This is a genomic window from Pseudomonas sp. BGA-UO-ETr-WB11, assembly GCF_059567785.1.
On record NZ_JCAQOS010000007.1, the window covers coordinates 549,871 to 568,107 of the forward strand.

General features: G+C 61.2%; 18 protein-coding genes, 1 other RNA gene and 1 pseudogene. 12 read left to right on the top strand and 8 right to left on the bottom strand.

Annotation, left to right across the window (positions count from 1 at the left end):
* Positions 1-271: 271 nt before the first annotated feature.
* From AC56DI_RS13340 to AC56DI_RS13350, 3 genes are all read right to left on the bottom strand, one after another.
* Positions 272-1,459, bottom strand: a complete 1,188-nt coding sequence (locus AC56DI_RS13340; protein ID WP_496346581.1) for a benzoate/H(+) symporter BenE family transporter — start codon at positions 1,457-1,459, stop codon at positions 272-274.
* Entirely contained in the window at positions 1,459-2,073 is a 615-nt protein-coding gene (locus AC56DI_RS13345) for a LysE family translocator (RefSeq protein WP_422587683.1), read from the bottom strand. The genes AC56DI_RS13340 and AC56DI_RS13345 overlap by 1 nt, the downstream gene beginning before the upstream one ends.
* A 147-nt stretch (positions 2,074-2,220) precedes the next feature.
* The gene (locus AC56DI_RS13350; RefSeq protein ID WP_324522053.1) at positions 2,221-2,670 is read right to left on the bottom strand and encodes a MarR family winged helix-turn-helix transcriptional regulator; all 450 of its coding nucleotides are present in this window, start codon (positions 2,668-2,670) and stop codon (positions 2,221-2,223) included.
* Between the two features lie 82 nt (positions 2,671-2,752).
* Here AC56DI_RS13350 and AC56DI_RS13355 point away from each other — a divergent pair, with 82 nt between their 5' ends.
* Positions 2,753-3,919 (top strand): aminotransferase-like domain-containing protein, encoded by a 1,167-nt coding sequence (locus tag AC56DI_RS13355; RefSeq protein WP_496346582.1) that lies wholly within the window; start codon positions 2,753-2,755, stop codon positions 3,917-3,919.
* Between the two features lie 13 nt (positions 3,920-3,932).
* On the top strand, positions 3,933-4,535 hold the full coding sequence (locus AC56DI_RS13360; protein ID WP_496346583.1) for a glutathione S-transferase family protein: 603 nt from the start codon (positions 3,933-3,935) through the stop codon (positions 4,533-4,535).
* Positions 4,536-4,589: 54 nt separating this feature from the next.
* Here AC56DI_RS13360 and AC56DI_RS13365 read toward each other — a convergent pair whose 3' ends face one another.
* Together AC56DI_RS13365 and folE are read right to left on the bottom strand one after the other, a co-directional pair.
* On the bottom strand, positions 4,590-4,955 hold the full coding sequence (locus AC56DI_RS13365; RefSeq protein ID WP_496346584.1) for a glutaredoxin family protein: 366 nt from the start codon (positions 4,953-4,955) through the stop codon (positions 4,590-4,592).
* Positions 4,956-5,082: 127 nt separating this feature from the next.
* Complete coding sequence (folE, locus tag AC56DI_RS13370; protein ID WP_324520762.1) at positions 5,083-5,628, bottom strand: GTP cyclohydrolase I FolE; 546 nt, start codon at positions 5,626-5,628, stop codon at positions 5,083-5,085.
* 205 nt (positions 5,629-5,833) lie between these two features.
* Between folE and AC56DI_RS13375 the strand changes: the two genes are divergently transcribed.
* The gene (locus AC56DI_RS13375; protein WP_496346585.1) at positions 5,834-6,289 is read left to right on the top strand and encodes a hypothetical protein; all 456 of its coding nucleotides are present in this window, start codon (positions 5,834-5,836) and stop codon (positions 6,287-6,289) included.
* Entirely contained in the window at positions 6,286-7,848 is a 1,563-nt protein-coding gene (locus AC56DI_RS13380; protein WP_496346586.1) for an FAD-dependent oxidoreductase, read from the top strand. The genes AC56DI_RS13375 and AC56DI_RS13380 overlap by 4 nt, the downstream gene beginning before the upstream one ends.
* 5 nt (positions 7,849-7,853) lie before the next feature.
* Here AC56DI_RS13380 and AC56DI_RS13385 read toward each other — a convergent pair whose 3' ends face one another.
* Both AC56DI_RS13385 and AC56DI_RS13390 read right to left on the bottom strand, forming a co-directional pair.
* Positions 7,854-8,411, bottom strand: a complete 558-nt coding sequence (locus AC56DI_RS13385; protein WP_422587677.1) for a Smr/MutS family protein — start codon at positions 8,409-8,411, stop codon at positions 7,854-7,856.
* Positions 8,412-8,485: 74 nt separating this feature from the next.
* The gene (locus AC56DI_RS13390) at positions 8,486-8,794 is read right to left on the bottom strand and encodes a hypothetical protein (protein WP_496346587.1); all 309 of its coding nucleotides are present in this window, start codon (positions 8,792-8,794) and stop codon (positions 8,486-8,488) included.
* 282 nt (positions 8,795-9,076) lie between these two features.
* Here AC56DI_RS13390 and prmB point away from each other — a divergent pair, with 282 nt between their 5' ends.
* Positions 9,077-9,991 (top strand): 50S ribosomal protein L3 N(5)-glutamine methyltransferase, encoded by a 915-nt coding sequence (gene prmB, locus AC56DI_RS13395; RefSeq protein ID WP_496346588.1) that lies wholly within the window; start codon positions 9,077-9,079, stop codon positions 9,989-9,991.
* On the opposite strand, the gene AC56DI_RS13400 is transcribed toward prmB, so the two are convergent.
* Positions 9,988-10,767, bottom strand: a complete 780-nt coding sequence (locus tag AC56DI_RS13400) for a hypothetical protein (protein ID WP_496346589.1) — start codon at positions 10,765-10,767, stop codon at positions 9,988-9,990. The two genes, prmB and AC56DI_RS13400, sit on opposite strands and share 4 nt — an antisense overlap.
* Positions 10,768-10,949: 182 nt before the next feature.
* Here AC56DI_RS13400 and aroC point away from each other — a divergent pair, with 182 nt between their 5' ends.
* The 7 genes and pseudogenes from aroC (at position 10,950) to ffs (ending at position 18,092) form a co-directional block, all read left to right on the top strand.
* Complete coding sequence (gene aroC, locus AC56DI_RS13405; RefSeq protein WP_496346590.1) at positions 10,950-12,041, top strand: chorismate synthase; 1,092 nt, start codon at positions 10,950-10,952, stop codon at positions 12,039-12,041.
* Positions 12,042-12,054: 13 nt separating this feature from the next.
* The gene (locus AC56DI_RS13410) at positions 12,055-13,224 is read left to right on the top strand and encodes an MFS transporter (protein ID WP_496346591.1); all 1,170 of its coding nucleotides are present in this window, start codon (positions 12,055-12,057) and stop codon (positions 13,222-13,224) included.
* Between the two features lie 30 nt (positions 13,225-13,254).
* Positions 13,255-13,803 carry a cupin domain-containing protein gene (locus AC56DI_RS13415; protein ID WP_496346592.1) on the top strand — a complete coding sequence of 183 codons (549 nt, stop codon included), beginning with the start codon at positions 13,255-13,257 and terminating at the stop codon, positions 13,801-13,803.
* Positions 13,804-13,981: 178 nt separating this feature from the next.
* Positions 13,982-16,063: an LTA synthase family protein gene (locus AC56DI_RS13420; protein ID WP_496346593.1), complete on the top strand. Its 2,082-nt coding sequence runs from the start codon at positions 13,982-13,984 to the stop codon at positions 16,061-16,063.
* Positions 16,064-16,232: 169 nt separating this feature from the next.
* Positions 16,233-17,009 (top strand): annotated as a pseudogene (locus AC56DI_RS13425) (HAMP domain-containing protein); the annotation flags it as partial.
* Positions 17,010-17,087: 78 nt separating this feature from the next.
* Positions 17,088-17,867 carry a methyl-accepting chemotaxis protein gene (locus AC56DI_RS13430; protein WP_496346662.1) on the top strand — a complete coding sequence of 260 codons (780 nt, stop codon included), beginning with the start codon at positions 17,088-17,090 and terminating at the stop codon, positions 17,865-17,867.
* A gap of 128 nt (positions 17,868-17,995) precedes the next feature.
* Positions 17,996-18,092: signal recognition particle sRNA small type (ffs, locus tag AC56DI_RS13435), an RNA gene on the top strand.
* Positions 18,093-18,237: the final 145 nt, after the last annotated feature.

The following is an 18,237-nucleotide window of genomic DNA, read 5'->3' on the forward strand; positions in this document are numbered from 1 at the left end:
CGGCGTTAGGGTCTGTTGACGTTTCATCGCGGCCGCGCCGGAGCCGGTTTTTGCGCGAGGCAAGGCACGAGGAGCGTGATTTGGTTGTTCCAAATAAGCGACGAGTAACGCCGCCTCGCACAAAAACCGGCCCGGCCCTTCGGGTTGCGCGAGAAATGGCCCCCGCTGTTGTTGCAGGACTGGGCAAGGGAATAACCATTACCTGCGTTCTGCGCCTAACCGGGGACCATTTCTCGCAGCAACGCAGCTCGCGCTGAAACGTCAACAGACCCTAGTAACGCTTGCCGGCGTTGACGATTATCAGGGTCACAACGCCGGCCACCAGGCCCCAGAAGGCCGAGCCGATACCGAAGAAACTGATTCCCGAGGCGCTGACCATAAAGGTCAGCAGCGCCGCTTCGCGCTCGTTGGGCGCTTGCATGGCCACGCTCAGGCCATTGCCGATCGAACCCAGCAAGGCGATGGCCGCCACCGACAGCAGCAGGGCGCTGGGCAGAGCGGCGAACAGTGCCACCAAACTGGCACCGAACAGCCCCGCCAGGGCATAGAACAACCCACAGAACACCGCCGCGGTGTAGCGCTTGCGTGGGTCTTCATGGGCATGCGGACCGGTGCAGATGGCCGCTGTGATGGCGGCCAGGTTGACCCCGTGGGCGCCCAGTGGGGCCAGCAGGAACGAAGCAATGCCCGTTGCGCTGAGCAGTGGCGAGGCCGGCACGTTGTAGCCATCGGCGCGCAGCACGGCCAGACCAGGAATGTTCTGCGAGGCCATCGCCACCACGAACAGCGGCAGGCCGATGCTGATGGCGGCGTTGAGGGTGAAGGTTGGCGTGGTCCACTGCGGCAGCGCCACGCTTAGCGGCACGGCTGACAGGTCGAGCAGGCCCAGCTGATAAGCCAACCCGCAACCCACCAGCAGCGCCGCGAGCACCGCGTAGCGCGGTTGCAGGCGTTTGAAGATCAGGTAGCTGGCCAGCATGCTCAGCACCAGCAGGCTTTGCTGCTCGGCAGCGCCGAAGATGGCGCTGGCGATGCGGAACAGAATCCCAGCCAGCAGGGCCGCAGCCAGGGAGGCGGGCAGATGGCGCATCAAGCGCTCAAAGGTGCCGGTCAGGCCCACCAGAGTCAGCAGCACGGCGCACAGCAGGTAGGCGCCAATCGCCTCACTGAAACTCACGCCCGGCAGGCTGCTGATCAGCAGGGCAGCGCCCGGCGTCGACCAGGCCACCACGATCGGAGCACGGTAGTACAGCGACAGGCCAATGGTGCACACCGCCATCCCTAAGGAGAGGGCCCAGATCCACGAGGCAATCAGCAGATCGCTCAAACCGGCAGCCTGGCCAGCCTGAAAAATCAGCACCAGGCCGCTGGTATGGCCGGTGAGCATGGCGATGAAACCGGCGACCAGGGCGCTCAGGGAGCTGTCGGCGAGTAAACGCGGGGCAGGTGCAGCAGACATCAAACAACTCCCGGGGCGGGTAACAGCAGCGGATAGAGAGACAACACCAGCAGGGCCGCCATCGCAGCATTGAATTGCCGGCGCCGCCGCGGGTTATTCAGGGTACGGCGCAGCAGGCTGCCGGCCAGCACCCAGATCGAACAGGTCGGGTAGTTTATCAGGGCGAACAAGCCCGCGATCAGCAACACCTGATGCCACAGCGGCTGCGCCGGTGCATAGGTGGTGATGGCGGCCACGGCCATGATCCAGGCCTTGGGGTTGACCCACTGAAAGGCCGCAGCCTGCAGCAGGCCGAAGGGCTTGGCGTCTGCAGCGCCGTCCACCTGCGGGGCCGCCGCCGTGGCGATCCGCCAGCTCAGGTACAACAGGTAAGCCCCGCCGACATAGCGCAGGATGTTGAACAGCGGCGGGTACAGCTTGAGCAGTTGGCCGAGGCCAAAGCCCATGGCGCATACCATCAGCATCAAGCCCAGGCTGATCCCCAGCAGGTGTGGCAGGCTGCGGCGTAGGCCGAAGTTAACGCCGGAGGCCAGCAGCATCATATTGTTCGGCCCTGGGGTGACCGACATAACAAAAGCGAAGGTGATAAAGGCGAGTAGCAATTGGATGGTCATGGGCGTGGCTCCGGCAGTGGCGCCCAGACTAAGCGGCCCTGTCGGCAGGTGTCGCGGTACAGCGAAACAAGCAATGGGCGGTACAGTTTTCAGCTGAATTAGTAGCAGTAGAAACTGTATCGCCTAGCTCAACGGCAACTGTATGGGTCAGTTAGTGCCGGTTGGCCGGGTATTGCCCAGCGCCTGATTGACCGCCAGCCAGCCATGCACCGCAGCTTCACCGGTTTCGCCGAACACTCGCTGCAGCAGCTTGGCCTGCTCGCGGCGCAGGGCCAGCTCCAGCTTGGCGCCTTCCGGGGTGAAGCCGAGCAGGCGTTTGCGCTTGTCATCGGCGGCCGTAACGCTCTGTACCAGCTGCATCTCCATCAATTGCCGCAGCGGGATATTCAGCGCTTGTTTGCTCACGCCCAGGGCTGCGAGTAGTTCTTTGACGCTAAGGCCGGGGTAACGGGCGATAAAAAACAGGATGCGGTGATGCACCCGACCCAACCCGCGGCGCGCGAGCATTTCGTCGGCCTTGGCGGTGAAGGCTTGGTAGCCGAGGAAGAAGGCTTCCATGGCAGTCTGCTGAGTGGCACTGTTTTTCAGGTCAAGCATATTGACGTATCTAGCTTGGTCGGCGTAATTTCGGTCAATCAGTTTGACTTAATTTATTGCGCCTTTGCTACCGGTGATTTCCATGGCTTTTTCCGAACGTGTTGCCCGCCTGAAAAGTTCCTTGATTCGCGAGATCCTTGCCGCGGCCCAGCGCCCGGAAGTGATGTCCTTCGCCGGCGGCCTGCCTGCCGAAGCCATGTTGCCAAAGGTGGACTGGAGTGGCATGCCGGCGAGCATGAGTCAGTACGGCATGAGCGAAGGTGAGCCGGCGCTGCGCGAAGCCATTGCTGCCGAAGCACGCGCCTTGGGCGTGCCATGCGATGCCAGTCAGGTACTGATCGTCAGCGGTTCGCAGCAGACCCTCGACCTGGCCTCCAAGCTGTTTATCGATCCGGGCACCGAAGTCCTGCTGGAAGCGCCAACCTATCTGGCCGCCCTGCAGGCTTTCCAGCTGTTTGGTGCCGATTGCATCACCGTCACCCAGGAAGCCGATGGTCCTGAGCTTGGCGAGTTGCGCGCGCGCTTGGAGCAACACAAGCCGGCGTTCGCCTACCTGATTCCCACTTTCCAGAACCCTTCCGCGGTGCGCTACAGCGAAGCCAAGCGCGATGCCGTGGCGGCCTTGCTGGATGAGTTCAACGTCACCCTGATCGAAGATGAACCTTACCGCGAGCTGGTGTTTGATGCCGGCCAGGCCACGCCGATCGTCACCCGCCTGAAAACCGCCAGTTGGATCTACACCGGCACCGTGTCGAAAACCCTGCTGCCAGGCCTGCGCGTGGGCTTTTTGATCGCCACCCCTGACCTCTATCCGCACCTGTTGCGTCTGAAGCAATCGGCCGACCTGCACACCAATCGCATTGGCCAGTGGCAGGCCCTGCAGTGGCTGGGCACTGAACAGTACCGCGGTCATCTGGCCGAGTTGCGCGACTTCTATCGTCTGCGTCGTGATGCCATGCAGACGGCGCTGGTCGAGCACTTTGGCGATATTGCCAACTGGGAAATCCCTCAAGGCGGGCTGTTCTTCTGGCTGACCCTGAAGCAACCGCTGGATACCCGCACCTTACTGGCGCCGGCACTGGCGCAGAACGTCGCCTTTATGCCGGGCGAGCCGTTCTTCGTCGACCCGGACCAGCATCCGGGCTATCTGCGGCTTAACTTCAGCCATGTTGCGCCGGAGCGCCTGAGCGAAGGGCTCAAGCGTCTGGCTGCCGTTATTCGTCAAGCACAGGCCGCCAACGCGGACTGATCGGGGAGGGCTCATGTACAAGGTTTACGGCGATTACCGTTCCGGCAACTGCTACAAGATCAAGCTGATGCTGGAGCTGCTTGGTCTTCCGTATGAATGGGTGGCGGTGGATATTCTCAAGGGCGAGACCCAGAGCGAGGCATTCCTGGCCAAAAACCCCAACGGCAAGATCCCGGTGCTGGAGCTGGAAGACGGCACCTGCCTGTGGGAGTCCAACGCCATCCTCAATTTTCTCGCCGACGGCAGCGAGTTTCTGCCCACCGAGCCGCGCCTGCGCACCCAGGTGTTGCAGTGGCAGTTCTTCGAGCAATACAGCCACGAGCCCTATGTCGCGGTAGCGCGTTTTATTCAGCTGTATCAGGGGTTGCCGGCCGAACGGCAGAAGGAGTACGAGGAATGCCACGTACGCGGCTACAAGGCCCTCAAGGTCATGGAGCTGCAACTGAGTCGCACGCCTTACCTGGTGGGTGAGCACTATTCGATTGCCGACATCGCCCTGTATGCCTACACCCATGTGGCGGACGAAGGTGGTTTTGATCTGACGCCTTATCCTGCGGTCCGCGGCTGGCTGGAGCGAGTGGCCAGCCAGCCGCGCCATGTCGGCATGCTCGACTGAAGTAGCGGCATAAAAAAACCGGCCATTGGCCGGTTTTTTTATGCGTGCTGTCTTTCAGGCAAAACGCTGCTGCAGATAGCTGGCAATGGCCTTGGACTCATACAGCCAGGTGCTCTGGCCGTTTTCCTCAATGCGCAGGCATGGGACCTGAATCTTGCCGCCCTGTTGTTCAAGCTCCAGGCGTGCCTGGGGATCGTTCTTGGCATCGCGCAGGGTCATCGGCACATTGAGTTTGTGCAGAGTACGGCGGGTTTTTACACAAAACGGGCAGGCGCGAAACTGGTACAGGGCCAGGTTGGACGCAGACTGGTTAACTTCAGCCTGGGCCTCAGGGCTGCGCTGCATTTTGCGCGGACGGGTGATGAAGTCGATGAAGATAATCAGTTGGCCCAGGCCAATTCGTAACGCCTTGATAAGCACTGCCGTGCGCTCCTTGGGTAGTCAATAAGGCGCGCAGCTTACCTGAACGGCCGGCCGCTGGCTGGACAGCCGGTCGGTAGCAGGCAGAAAAAAACCGGCCGCAGCCGGTTTTCTCGTTTCGCCAGGTTCAACGCACTAGGCTGAGAAACTCGCTGCGAGTGGCGGCGTTGTCGCGGAACTCACCGAGCATTACCGAGGTGACCATCGATGAATTTTGCTTCTCCACGCCGCGCATCATCATGCACATGTGCTGGGCTTCGATGACCACGGCCACGCCCAGGGCGCCGGTGACTTGCTGGATTGCCTCGGCAATCTGTCGGCTGAGGTTTTCCTGGATCTGCAGGCGGCGCGCATACATATCGACAATCCGCGCGACCTTCGACAGCCCGAGTACTTTGCCATTGGGGATGTAGGCCACGTGGGCCTTGCCAATGAAGGGCAGCAGGTGATGCTCACAAAGCGAATACAGCTCGATGTTCTTGACCAGCACCATCTCGCTGTTGTCGGAGCTGAACAGGGCGCCGTTGGTGACTTCTTCCAGGCTTTGCTGGTAGCCGCGACACAGGTACTGCATGGCTTTGGCCGCGCGCTTGGGGGTGTCGAGCAAGCCTTCGCGACCGACGTCTTCGCCGAGTTGACCGAGAATGGCGGTGTAATTCTGTTCCAGGGACATGACTTTTCCAGTAAGCAGTGCAGACGCGCAGGGTAGGGGGCAGGTCGGAGGCTGGCAAGAGATACGCCGTTATTTTTAACCGCCATGTTGGGTGCCATATGGCTGTGCTGGCGGCTTTGGCGTCAGTTTTGACCGAAGTCGGCGCTGTTCATTGACGCGCAAGTGGGTACTTTAGAGCAACTACTCTAATAATAAGGCGCAGGCCATGCTCGACGATCTCAACGCCCTTTCTCTTACGCAGCTACATGCACGTTATGCCGAGCTGCCAGCCGTGGCGCCACAAGCGCGGCTGGGCACTTGGCGTGCGGCTTTTGTCGGACCCTGGTGGTTGCGTCTGAGTGCGGGGCCAAGCGTGGCGCTGAGTGGCTTACCAGGATGGTATGGCAAGCGCTTCAGCACGCCAGAGGCCGCGGTCAACCTGCTGCGCTGCGGTGCCGGCCTGCGCGAGGCCTTGCCCATGGCGTGTGGCGAGCAGCCGTCGTGGCTGGATGGCAAGCCGTGCGCGGCATTGAGCTACGGCGCCGCGACGCGCTTGCCGTGGCGCTGGGTGCGCGACGAGTTACGTCAGTTGGATGAACAGCACTGCCTGTGCCTGACCTTTGTCGATCTGCCGCTGCTGCGCCGGATTGGTTTACCTTTCGTGCTGGTGCGGGGGCGATGAGCGCCGACTTCGATGTGATCGTCATCGGTTCCGGCTTTGGCGGCAGCGTCAGTGCCCTGCGTCTGGCCGAGAAGGGCTATCGGGTTGCGGTGTTAGAGCAGGGGCGAGACTTGACCAGCGCCGATCTGCAGCGTGCTGGCAGCTCCGTGCGGCATCTGCTCTGGGCGCCAGCGCTGGGCATGCGCGGGCCTTTGGCACAGAAGGTGTTTGCCAATGTCGGTGTGGTCCATGGCGTTGGCGTAGGCGGTGGCAGTCTGGTGTATGCCGCAGTGCTGTTGGAGCCGAAGGCGAGTTTTTATCAGGCGCCGGCCTGGCGCGATCTGCACAGCGACTGGCAGCGCGAACTGGCGCCGCATTATCAGCGGGCCCGACAAATGCTCGGAGCCAGCGTCAATCCCTATGTCGGCCTGCAGGATGACTGGCTGCAGCAAACGGCGGCGCAACTGGGCCGTGCCGACAGTTATGGGCCGGTGACCCAGGGCATTTACTTTGGCGCACCTGACGCCGCTGTCGATCCCTTTTTCGCCGGTAAGGGACCGCTGCGCCAAGGCTGCAGTCGCTGCGGTAACTGCATCAGTGGCTGCGCCCAAGGCGCGAAAAACAGCCTGGACAAGAACTACCTGCACCTCGCTCGGCAGTTGGGTGTGCAGGTAATCAGCGAAGCACGCGTCAGTCACCTGAGTCGCAAGGGTGAGTACTATCACGTGCATCTGCAGCGCCGCGGCATGGGTGCGGTCGTGTTGCGGGCTCCGCAGGTGATTCTGGCCGCCGGGGTGCTGGGTACTCTGGAAATTCTCTTCGCCAGCCGTGACCGTTATCGCACGCTGCCGGCGCTGCCCGCAGCAATTGGCCAGCATGTGCGCACCAACAGCGAGGCGATTGTCGGCATTCTCGGTAAGCCGGGGGTGGACATCAGCGCCGGCACGACCATCTCCAGTCACTTTTACCCGGACGCCAGCACCCACATCACGCAGAACCGCTTCCCGCGTAGTTATGCCTTTATGCGCTGGTACATGGGCCCTCTGGTGGATGATCCGCAGCCACTGCGGCGTGCCGCGAAAGTGCTGTTGCGTTTGCTGGGGCAACCCTGGACGACCCTGCGCCGCTGGGGCGCACGGCAGTGGCAAGAACGCATCTCGGTGCTCACGGTTATGCAGCAGGCCGATAACGAACTGGCTTTTGACTATCGGCGGCGGTTCTGGCGCCTGGGCGCTTTCGGCCTGGATTCGCGGCTGGCGGTTGGGGCTGCGTCACCCACCTACTTGCCCCAGGCCAATGCCGCTGCCCGTGCGTTTGCTCGGGTGAGTGGCGGCGACGGCCTGAATGTGTTGGCCGAGAGCCTGGGTAATCGTGCGGTAACGGCGCACCTGCTGGGCGGCGCGGTGATCGCGGCGTCGCCTGAGGCGGGAGTGATCGACGCCCGTCATCAGGTGTTTGGCCATGCCGGATTGTTTGTTATCGATGGCAGTAGCATCCCCGCCAATGTCGGGGTCAATCCGAGTCTAACCATCACGGCCCTGGCCGAGCGCGCTATCAGCCTGTGGCCAGTGAAGGGGTAGCGTGATTACTCGTCGCGGCCTTCGAGCATGGTGCGTTTGAGCATCACATAGAGCGCGCCGGTGCCACCGTGCTTGCCCAGGCAGGAGCTAAAGCCCAACACCAGTGGGTGCTGGCGCAGCCAGGTGTTGACGTGGCTTTTGATCAACGGACGCTTGCCGTCCATGCGCGCGGCTTTGCCGTGGGTGACGCGTACGCAACGGATTTCGAATTTGCCGGCTTCGGCGAGGAACTCCCAGAGGGTTTCTCGGGCTTTCTCCACGCTCATGCCGTGCAGGTCGAGGCTGCCTTCGAAGCTGATCTGGCCGGCCTTGAGCTTGCGCATCTGGCCGTCCTGCACGCCGTCGCGAGCCCAGTAGAGTTCTTCCTCGGCGGCGACGTCGATGACAAACAGATCGGACAGACCGTCGACCGTGACGTTGTCTACCCGCACGGTGGCGGCTTGTCGGCGTTTGGCCAGTAACTGGCGATCGGCTTTGCTTTTGCCGGTGTCGGCACGGTCGTGGACAAGGGGTTTGATGCCCTGAGTCGCGGATTTGAACAGGTTGAGGTCGTCGTCTTGCATATAGGGCTCCGCCACGGGCCGCCAGTTTAACTGGCTAAGCGGAAAAAATTCAGCGCTTGTGCGGCTCGTTGCACTTAGTGCGATTTCTTCAGTAGGTGCCGAGGCAGGCTGATGTCGCTGCGGCGGCGCAAGCGTGTCCGGCAGGCGCGCCAGCCGAGCACGCCACAGCACAGCAGCAATCCGCCGCCAAGCAGCAGAGGCAAGGGTTCAACAATAAGCGGGGGCGTGCTGGGTTGGCCAAGCAGGCTGGCAGCGCCTGCCAATAGCAGTAATGCACCCAGGCACACCACAAGGCCGGCCAGCAGCAACGCCAGGCGCCAATGCCAGCGCGATTGGCTGTGCATGCGAAAGCGGCGGGCGGAGGGGAGGTTGGAGCGCTTCATGGCAGGTTCCTGCGGGACTAACCAAGGTCAGAGTGTGCAGATGGGCAAGTGGTTCCGCATGGATTGTCAGACGATCTCAGGCGAGCGCGCGACACCGATTGCAAGCGACTCGCCAGCAGCAGTCCCGGGTGGCCTGTGTGGCTCGCTCAATTAGTCAGATTCGGCGCCTAAAGTCCTAATACTGCGTTGCCTCACAACCGCAGGCATCCGAACTTGAGTGAACCAACTAGCCGTACAGGCCACTAGCACCTAAAATCGCCTCCCGTTTTGGAGGACTGTGCCGTGACCGATTCCCGCCTGCGTACCCTGCGTGACCATATCCGTTGGGCCGTCAGCCGTTTTCATGCCAGCGAACTGTTCTTCGGTCACGGCACCGACAATGCCTGGGATGAAGCGCGCCAGTTGGTTTTGGGGGCGCTGCACCTGCCGTGGGAAATCGCCGACAGCTACCTCGACTGCCGCCTGGAAGACGACGAGCGCACTTACCTACAAGGCTTGTTGAAGCAGCGCATTGAGGACCGCATTCCGACGGCTTATCTGCTTGGTGAGGCCTGGTTTTGCGGCATGCCGTTTGTGGTGGATGAGCGGGTGCTGATTCCGCGTTCGCCCATTGCCGAGTTGATTGGTCAGCAGTTCGAGCCGTGGTTGCCCCATACCCCAGCGCGAATTCTTGACCTGTGCACGGGTTCCGGCTGTATCGGTATCGCCTGCGCTGTGGCCTTTCCCGAGGCAGAAGTGGTGCTGGGGGATATTTCCTTCGATGCGCTGGAAGTGGCCAGTGAAAATATCCACCGGCACAACCTTGAAGACCGTGTGTATGGCGTCCAGGGCGATGGTTTTAGCGGTTTGCCCAAGCAGCGCTTCGACCTGATCGTCTCCAATCCACCCTATGTGGATGCCGAGGATTTCGCCGACATGCCGGCCGAATACCAGCACGAGCCGGCGCTAGGCCTGGCCTGTGGCGATGACGGCCTGGACCTGGTGCGGCGCATGCTGGCCGAGGCGGCCGACCATCTGACTGAGCGCGGCATTCTTATCGTCGAAGTGGGTAACAGTCAGGTGCACGTTGAAGAGCTCTATCCCGAGGTGGATTTCACCTGGCTGGAGTTCGAGCAGGGCGGTCATGGCGTGTTTTTGCTGGCTGCCGCCCAGTGCCGCGAGCACCAGGCGCTGTTTCGCCAGCGGGTGCTGGGTTAGCGAAACATCATCCACAGGGTGAGGGCGGTCAGAAACAGGCAGAGCAGCATCAGAGCGCTGATGGTAAAGCGCAGGGCGCCCTCGTCACGCTTGTAGGCCGCCAGCAACTCTTCTTTCTGACGTAGTTTGATGGCCTGCTCGGCCAGGGTCTGGTCGGCCTGCTGGAGAATCTTGCCGGCGTCGAGCAGGGCGATGGTTTGCACCTTGTCGCGGTTCCATTCGCCAATCAGGTCGCTGGCCAGGTTGGCGCCAAAGCCCCCCTTGATCTGCAGTTTATCGCTGTAGCTGATGGTAAAGCCTAGGGCTTCGAGGATGTGGTCGCGGCGGCTGCGCTGCTGTTCGTCGAAGCTGTCCTTGGCGGCGAAATCAGCGCCGATCACCCGGTAATGACCACAGCGTTGTTGCGCCCACAGGATGCCCTGGGCCAGCAGAAAACGCGCCAAGCCGCGATTATTGGGCTCGATCAGCAAACCTGTCTCAGGGCCAAACTGCAGGGTGCGCTGTTGATGGTCGAGCCACACTTCCAGGACGTTTTGTTCCTTGTGCAGCAGTTGCGCCGGCAGTTGGATGGTCAGGCGCAGCATGCTCAAGGTCGGGCTGTGCCGCTCCAGGCGCGCCAGCTCGGCAAAACGCAGCGGTCGCGGACCGGTACTGCGTTCGGTCGCCAACGGTGACAGACGCAGCAGTTGCCATTGCCGCGGGGGCAGCTCGGCCCACTGGCGCTTCAGGGCGCTGATCTGCTCTTCGTGGCTGGGCTGCTCAGGATCATCAGTCATGTTCAGGTTCCTTGCAGGCGCGCGACATAGGCGCGTCATTGTTAGTATATCGGCCACTCGGCTGGCGGCTCGAGAGGCTTTCCGCGCTGAAACCTGCTGCCGCTATCGCCTGCAAACGTGCTCCTCGCAGCCGGCACAGGTATACTGCCGGCCCCTCGTTTCAGCCCCGCGGAGCACTCTGCATGTCTGGCAATACCTACGGCAAGCTGTTTACTGTTACCACCGCCGGCGAAAGCCATGGCCCGGCCCTGGTGGCCATTGTTGATGGTTGCCCGCCGGGTATCGAGCTGTCGCAGGCCGACCTGCAGCGCGATCTGGATCGGCGCAAGCCCGGTACCAGCCGTCACACTACGCAGCGCCAGGAAGCGGATGAGGTGGAAATCCTCGCCGGCGTGTTTGAGGGCAAGACCACCGGTTGCGCCATTGGTTTGCTGATTCGCAACACCGATCAGAAGTCCAAGGACTATTCGGCGATCCAGGACCTGTTCCGTCCGGCCCATGCCGACTACACCTACCACCATAAATATGGCCTGCGCGATTACCGTGGCGGCGGCCGCAGTTCGGCGCGGGAAACCGCCATGCGCGTGGCGGCCGGGGCGATTGCCAAGAAAGTGCTGGCCGGTTTTGGCATCAGCGTGCGCGGTTACATGAGCCAGCTGGGGCCGATCGAGATTCCGTTCAAGAGCTGGGACGGCGTGGAAGACAACGCATTTTTCAGCCCGGACCCGGACAAGGTGCCGGAACTTGAGGCTTACATGGACCAGCTGCGTCGCGACCAGGATTCGGTCGGGGCGAAGATTACCGTGGTTGCCGAGGGCGTGATGCCGGGGTTGGGCGAGCCTATCTTCGATCGCCTGGATGCCGAGCTGGCCCATGCGCTGATGAGCATCAACGCGGTTAAAGGGGTAGAAATCGGCGCTGGTTTCGCCAGCGTGGCGCAGCGCGGCACCGAGCACCGTGACGAGATGACCCCCGACGGTTTCCTGTCCAACAATGCCGGCGGCATTCTTGGCGGTATCTCCTCTGGGCAGCCGATTGTCGCGCATCTGGCGCTCAAGCCGACGTCCAGTATCACCACCCCAGGCCGCTCAATCGATATCCACGGCAATTCGGTGGACGTCATCACCAAGGGCCGTCACGACCCGTGCGTGGGTATCCGCGCCACGCCTATTGCCGAAGCCATGATGGCTATCGTCTTGCTTGATCACCTGATGCGTCACCGCGCGCAGAACGCTGCCGTGCAAGTCATCACCCCGGTATTGCCGCAACTGTGATCGGCCAGCGGCTATGAGCCAACAGCCGCTGCCGTACTGGCGGCTGTCGGGTTTTTACCTCTTTTACTTTGCCTTGCTCGGCGCCACGGCGCCGTTTCTGGCTTTGTACTTCGAACACCTGGGATTCTCACCGGCGCGCATTGGCGAACTGGTGGCCATCCCTATGCTGATGCGCTGCCTGGCGCCGAACCTGTGGGGCTGGCTGGGTGATCGTACAGGCCGGCGTTTACTGATCGTGCGTATTGGCGCCTTCTGCACCTTGGCCAGTTTGAGCCTGATCTTTGTCAGCCAGAGCTACGCCTGGCTGGCGCTGGTGATGGCCCTGCATGCGTTCTTCTGGCATGCGGTGCTGCCGCAGTTCGAGGTCATTACCCTGGCCCATCTGCGCGAACAGTCGGCGCGCTATACCCAGTTGCGATTGTGGGGTTCGGTGGGTTTCATCCTCACCGTGGTCGGTTTGGGATGGCTGTTCGAGGTGTTCAGCCTGGCGCTGTACCCGTGGATATTGCTCGCCATCATCGCCGGCATCGCCCTGAGCAGTTGCTGGGTGCCGGATGCCCAGCCGGTGCATGCACCGCCCGTGGCCGAGCGCGGCGGCTTCCTGCGCCAGTTGCGCCAACCCGGCGTAATCGCCTTTTACCTGTGTGTGGGCCTGATGCAGCTGTCCCACGGGCCTTACTACACCTTTATCAGCATCCACCTGGAGAGCCTGGGCTATTCGCGCGGGGTCATCGGCCAGCTCTGGGCGCTCGGTGTGGTGGCGGAAATTCTGCTGTTTATGGGGATGCCCTGGTTGATGCAGCGAGTCAGCTTGCGGCGTTTGTTGATTGGCAGCTTTCTCCTGGCCGCACTGCGCTGGTGGCTGCTGGGCTACCTGGCCGAGCACTGGGCGGTGCTGCTGTTCGCCCAGTTGCTGCACGCCGCCACCTTTGGCTGCTTTCATGCTGCAGTTATTCATTTTGTTCAACGCAGTTTCGATTCCCGCCAGCAGGGGCAGGGCCAGGCCTTATATGCAGCCCTGGCGGGTGTTGGCGGTGCATTTGGGGCACTGTATGCCGGTTACAGCTGGAAGGCTCTCGGGCCAGGCTGGACCTTTGCCTTGGCCAGCCTGGCGGCGCTGGGCGCAGCCGTTATCATGAGCCGCTGGGTGCCTGCGCCCGTTCAGCCCGCCAGCGGGCCGTGAAATGATCATGCCGATTGAGGAGTTTCGCCCGTGAGCCGTTTGAGCGTTTATCACCAGAGCCTGCCGGAACAGCCGAACAAGGTGCTGTGCCATGCCGACGACATTGCACGCACGTTGGCCGAGGTTGGCGTGGGGCTTGAGCAATGGTCCGTCCCGGCGGCAGTTGTACTCGGTCTTGATGTGGCAACCCTGACTAACGAGAGTCAGAAGCTGCTCGCGCCGCTACTAGCCCAGGGCTATGTGGTCGACGAAGTGCTCAGCCTCAAGGCCGCTGACGCACAAGGGCTGGTGCTGCGTGAACGCTTTGCCGATGAGTTTTGCCTGGATGGCGAGCACAGCAGCCTGTTCCTCGCCGGTCGTGGCCTGGTTAGCCTGCATATTGAAGATTACGTCTACGAAGTGCTGTGCGAGCGCGGCGATCTGCTGACCCTGCCGAGCGGCACCAAACACTGGGTCGACTTTGGCGAGCGTGCCAATGTGGCTGTAATCCGCCTGAACAAGGCTGCTCAAGGCGTTGCCCTACAGCGCACCGGCGATGACATTGCCAGCCAGTTCTCGCGCCTGGAAGAGTGGACCTGATCGTGGGGCTGGCTGAGCCTACAGGGCAGGGCTCAGCCGTTTAACCTCTCAACAATTTTTTTACAGGGTCTGTGCATACTGGATCGCCTTGTTTTGCGCATAATCGGCGCAGTTGTCGCCCAGCAGCGGGCCAGTGCCCGGTTCCTTTTCATTAATTAGCAGTACGGATTTTAACTCCATGGCCCTCGCGGACACCTTGCACGCCAAGTCCTCGGCATCGCCGAGCATTCGCCCGACTATCGCCAGTCACCTGACCTTCACCGCCTTAAGTGCCTTGGCCTTGCTGCTGATGTACGGCCTGTTGCGCGGCGCATTGCTGATCTACAACCGCGAGCTGATAGGCGATACGCCGGCCAGCACTTTTGTCGAAGCCTTCTACAACGGCATGCGCTTTGACCTGCGCGTGGTCGTATATGCCTGCGTTCCGTTGGTATTGGCGCTATTCAGCCAGCGCGCCATGGCTGCGCGCCAAGCCTTGCGCTGGTGGCTGACCGGCTTTGCCAGCTTGACCCTGTTCCTAGCCCTGACTGAGTTGGATTTCTACCGTGAATTCCACCAGCGCCTGAACAGCCTGGTGTTCCAGTATTTCCAGGAAGACCCGCAAACGGTCCTGAGCATGCTTTGGAATGGTTTCCCGGTCGGTCGCTACCTGCTGGCCTGGGCAATCGCTACCTGGGTACTGGCCAAGGCATTCAAAGGCCTCGATCTGCTTACTCGCCCGGCGCAGCCAAGTCTGCAACTCAGCACTGCACCCCATTCATTGCCGTGGCAATGGCGCTGGCTGGCACTGTTGCTGTGTTTGGTGATTTCCGTTGTAGCCGCGCGCGGTCATCTGCGTCAGGGACCGCCACTGCGCTGGGGCGATGCCTATACCACTGACTCTATGTTCGCCAATCAGCTGGGCCTGAATGGCACCTTGACCCTGTATACCGCAGCCGCCAACACCTTCGGCACCCATCGCGACAATGCCTGGAAGGCCACCCTGAAGGATGAGGACGCACTCAAGGCCGTGCGCGAGATGCTCCTGACACCGCACGACAAGCTGGTGGATGCGGATAGCGCCGCGATTCGCCGCGATTTCACACCGCCAGCAGAGGGCACGCTGCCGATCAAAAATGTGGTGGTGATCCTCATGGAAAGCTTTGCCGGCCACTTCGTTGGCGCTTTGGGCAGCCCGCTGAACATCACCCCGCATTTCGACAAGCTGGCAAAGGAAGGGCTGCTGTTCAAACGCTTCTTCTCCAATGGCACCCATACCCATCAAGGCATGTTTGCCACCATGGCCTGTTTCCCTAATCTGCCGGGCTTTGAGTACTTGATGCGCACCCCTGAGGGTGGCCACAAGTTTTCCGGCTTGCCGCAACTGTTGAGTCCCCGCGGTTTTGACAACCTGTACGTGTACAACGGCAACTTCCAGTGGGACAACCAGTCCGGGTTCTTCAGCAACCAGGGCATGACCAACTTCATCGGCCGCGAAGACTTCGTCAACCCAGTGTTCATGGACCCGACCTGGGGCGTGTCCGACCAAGACATGTTTGATCGTGGAGCCCTGGAACTGGAAAAAAATTACGGCAGCAAACCGTTTTACGTCTTGCTGCAAACACTCTCCAACCACACGCCATACGCCTTGCCGAGCGACTTGCCGGTGGAGCGGGTGAGCGGCCAGGGTTCGACGGACGAGCACCTGACCGCCATGCGCTATTCGGACTGGGCCCTGGGCCAGTTCTTCGAGAAGGCGCGCAAAGCGCCGTACTTCAAGGAGACGCTGTTCGTGATCGTTGGCGACCATGGCTTTGGCGCCGATGAACAACTGACGGAAATGGACTTGCACCGCTTCAACGTGCCGCTGCTGTTGATTGCTCCCGGCATCCAGGAGAAATTCGGCACCAGCAGCGAAGTGGTGGGGACGCAGATCGACGTGGTGCCAACCATCATGGGCCGCCTCGGTGGTGAGGTGCGCCATCAGTGCTGGGGCCGTGACCTGCTTAACCTGCCCGCAGGCGACGGCGGCATTGGTGTGATCAAGCCTTCCGGTGGCGACCAGACCGTGGCCATCGTTTCACCAGAACGGATTCTGATTCAACCCAAAGGCTTTGACGCTCGTCTGTACGATTACCAGTTGGGCGCCAAGGCCAGTGCCACGCGGGTCGATCTACAACAGGCGCCTGATCTCAAGCACAAGCTCGAAGCCTTCCTGCAAACCGCCACCAAGAGTTTGCTCGATAACACTGCCGGGGTCGTCGACAGCAAGCCGGAATAAAGTCATCGCAGTGATGTAACGATCAACCCAGAAAAACGCCTCCACTCCCGGAGGCGTTTTTGTTTATGTATTCAAGCTATTGGCCGATAACTGGCTGGAGTGGCGGGCCAGGGTCTACGCTGGCAGAAGAGCATATCGCTGATAGCCGCCTCTGCGTCGGGAGTTCGACATGTTGAGTGTGTTCGCCAATCTTGGCTTTCGCTGGAAAATTGCTTTGCCCATTTTGCTCCTGGCGTTCTTGCTGGTGCTGATGGGCGTTCTGGGCATGCGCGGCATCAATCAGGTGACCGACTCCAGCAGTAAACTCACAGGCCGTTATTTGCCGGCCATCAGCCTGTTGCTCAATGCCGACCGCGACCTTTATCAGGCTTTCGTCGCGGAACGCAGCCTGCTGGATGCGGCAGCCGGAGATTACGTCAGCAACCTCAAGGCTGCTCATGCCGAGAACCTGCAGCAGGCTTATGACCGGGTGCACAAATATGCCGCGATGCAGCCAGGGTCTGAGGCGCTGCAATTGGTAGCTCAGTTCGACCGTGGCTTTGAACGCTGGAAGACCACGTCTCAGCAGGTGCTGCAACTGTCGGGCAACGACGCCCTGGCGGCCAGCAAGCTGAGTTTTGGCGACAGCGAAAGCCAATTTGAAAGCATGCGTGAAGCCATCGACAAACTGGGCGACTTGGAAGATCAGGCCGCCAGTGCCGAGGGCGCCGCCGCCGTTGCCATGGGCGAGCGCTTGGGTTGGGAGCAGGGCCTGATTGTCAGCGCAGGTCTATTGCTGTGCCTGGTACTGGTGATCGGTTTTCCGATTTTGGTCACTCGTCCTTTGGAGAATTTACTTAACCGCATCGAACAGATTGCCGATGGCGATGGTGACCTGCGTGTGCGCCTGGATGTGCTGTCCCGTGATGAGCTGGGCCGTCTCAGTTTTGCCTTCAACCGCTTCCTGGATAAGTTGCAGCCGCTGATCAAGGAAGTCGGGCGAGTCACGGATGAAGTGAAAAGCTCGGCCCAGGATCTGGCCAATATGGCAGCCGCCAACGACCGTTTGATCAGCAGCGAGCACGCGGCAGTCGACCAAGTCAGCACGGCAGCCACCGAGATGAGTGCCGCCGTCCACGAGGTGGCCCGCAACGCGCAAAACGCCGCCGATGCAGCCCGTGATGCCGAACAGCAATCACGCCAGGGCGCCCAGGTGGTCAGCGCCACCATCAATGCCATTCGCCAACTGGCCCAGGAGGTGGAGAACGCCTCCGACACGATCCAGACCCTGGAGCAGGAAACCGCCAATATCGGTGCTGTGCTCGCCGTGATCAAAGGCATCGCCGAGCAGACCAACTTGCTGGCGCTCAACGCCGCTATCGAGGCCGCCCGCGCTGGCGAGCAGGGACGCGGATTTGCCGTAGTAGCGGATGAGGTCAGGGCGCTGGCAGCACGTACGCAAGACTCCACCAAGGATATCCAGGAGATGATTCAACGCCTGCAGTCCGGGGTGCAGAACGCGGTTAAAGCCATGCACGCCGGCGGCAGCCAAGCGCGCGACAGTGTCGAGCGGGCCGCCGGGGTCGATCAGGCGCTCAGTGATACCGGTGATTCGGTGCAGCGGATTAACGACATGGCTGCGCAAATCGCCACGGCCTGCGAGGAGCAGGGCAGTGTTACCGAAGAAATCGCCCGCAATATCAGCGATATTCGCGACCTGTCCAATGATGCGGCGCAGAACTCGGAACAAAGCACCAAGGCCACTCAGCACTTGTCTGAACTGTCCAGTTCGCTGGCTCAGCTGGTCGGTCGCTTTCGGGTTTAGGTACGGCAAGTGCTTGTTGCCGCTATGTTTTAATTCTGCGTTTTAATCACCGCAGAGCGGTTGTAAGTTGTCGACAAGCCGGTACAATGGCGCGGCTCGCTGCAAGGCGAGCGTCGTTATGGTGGCCCTGTCGGTCCCCCCGCAACGATCAGCCGTTAACCCGGTCAGGCCTGGAAGGGAGCAGCCGTAGCGGTGACATTGTGTGCCGGGGTGTGGCTGGCGGGGTCGCCTCCAAATTCTAGGTGTTGCCCAAGGCAACACCTGTCAGTAATACCAGCGCTCAACTGTGGCGCAGCATCAACCTCTTGTAGTTTTCTCTGTAGATCATTCGCGGCCAGTCCTGAGCGTCGTTGTGTGCGGCAGTTTTTGC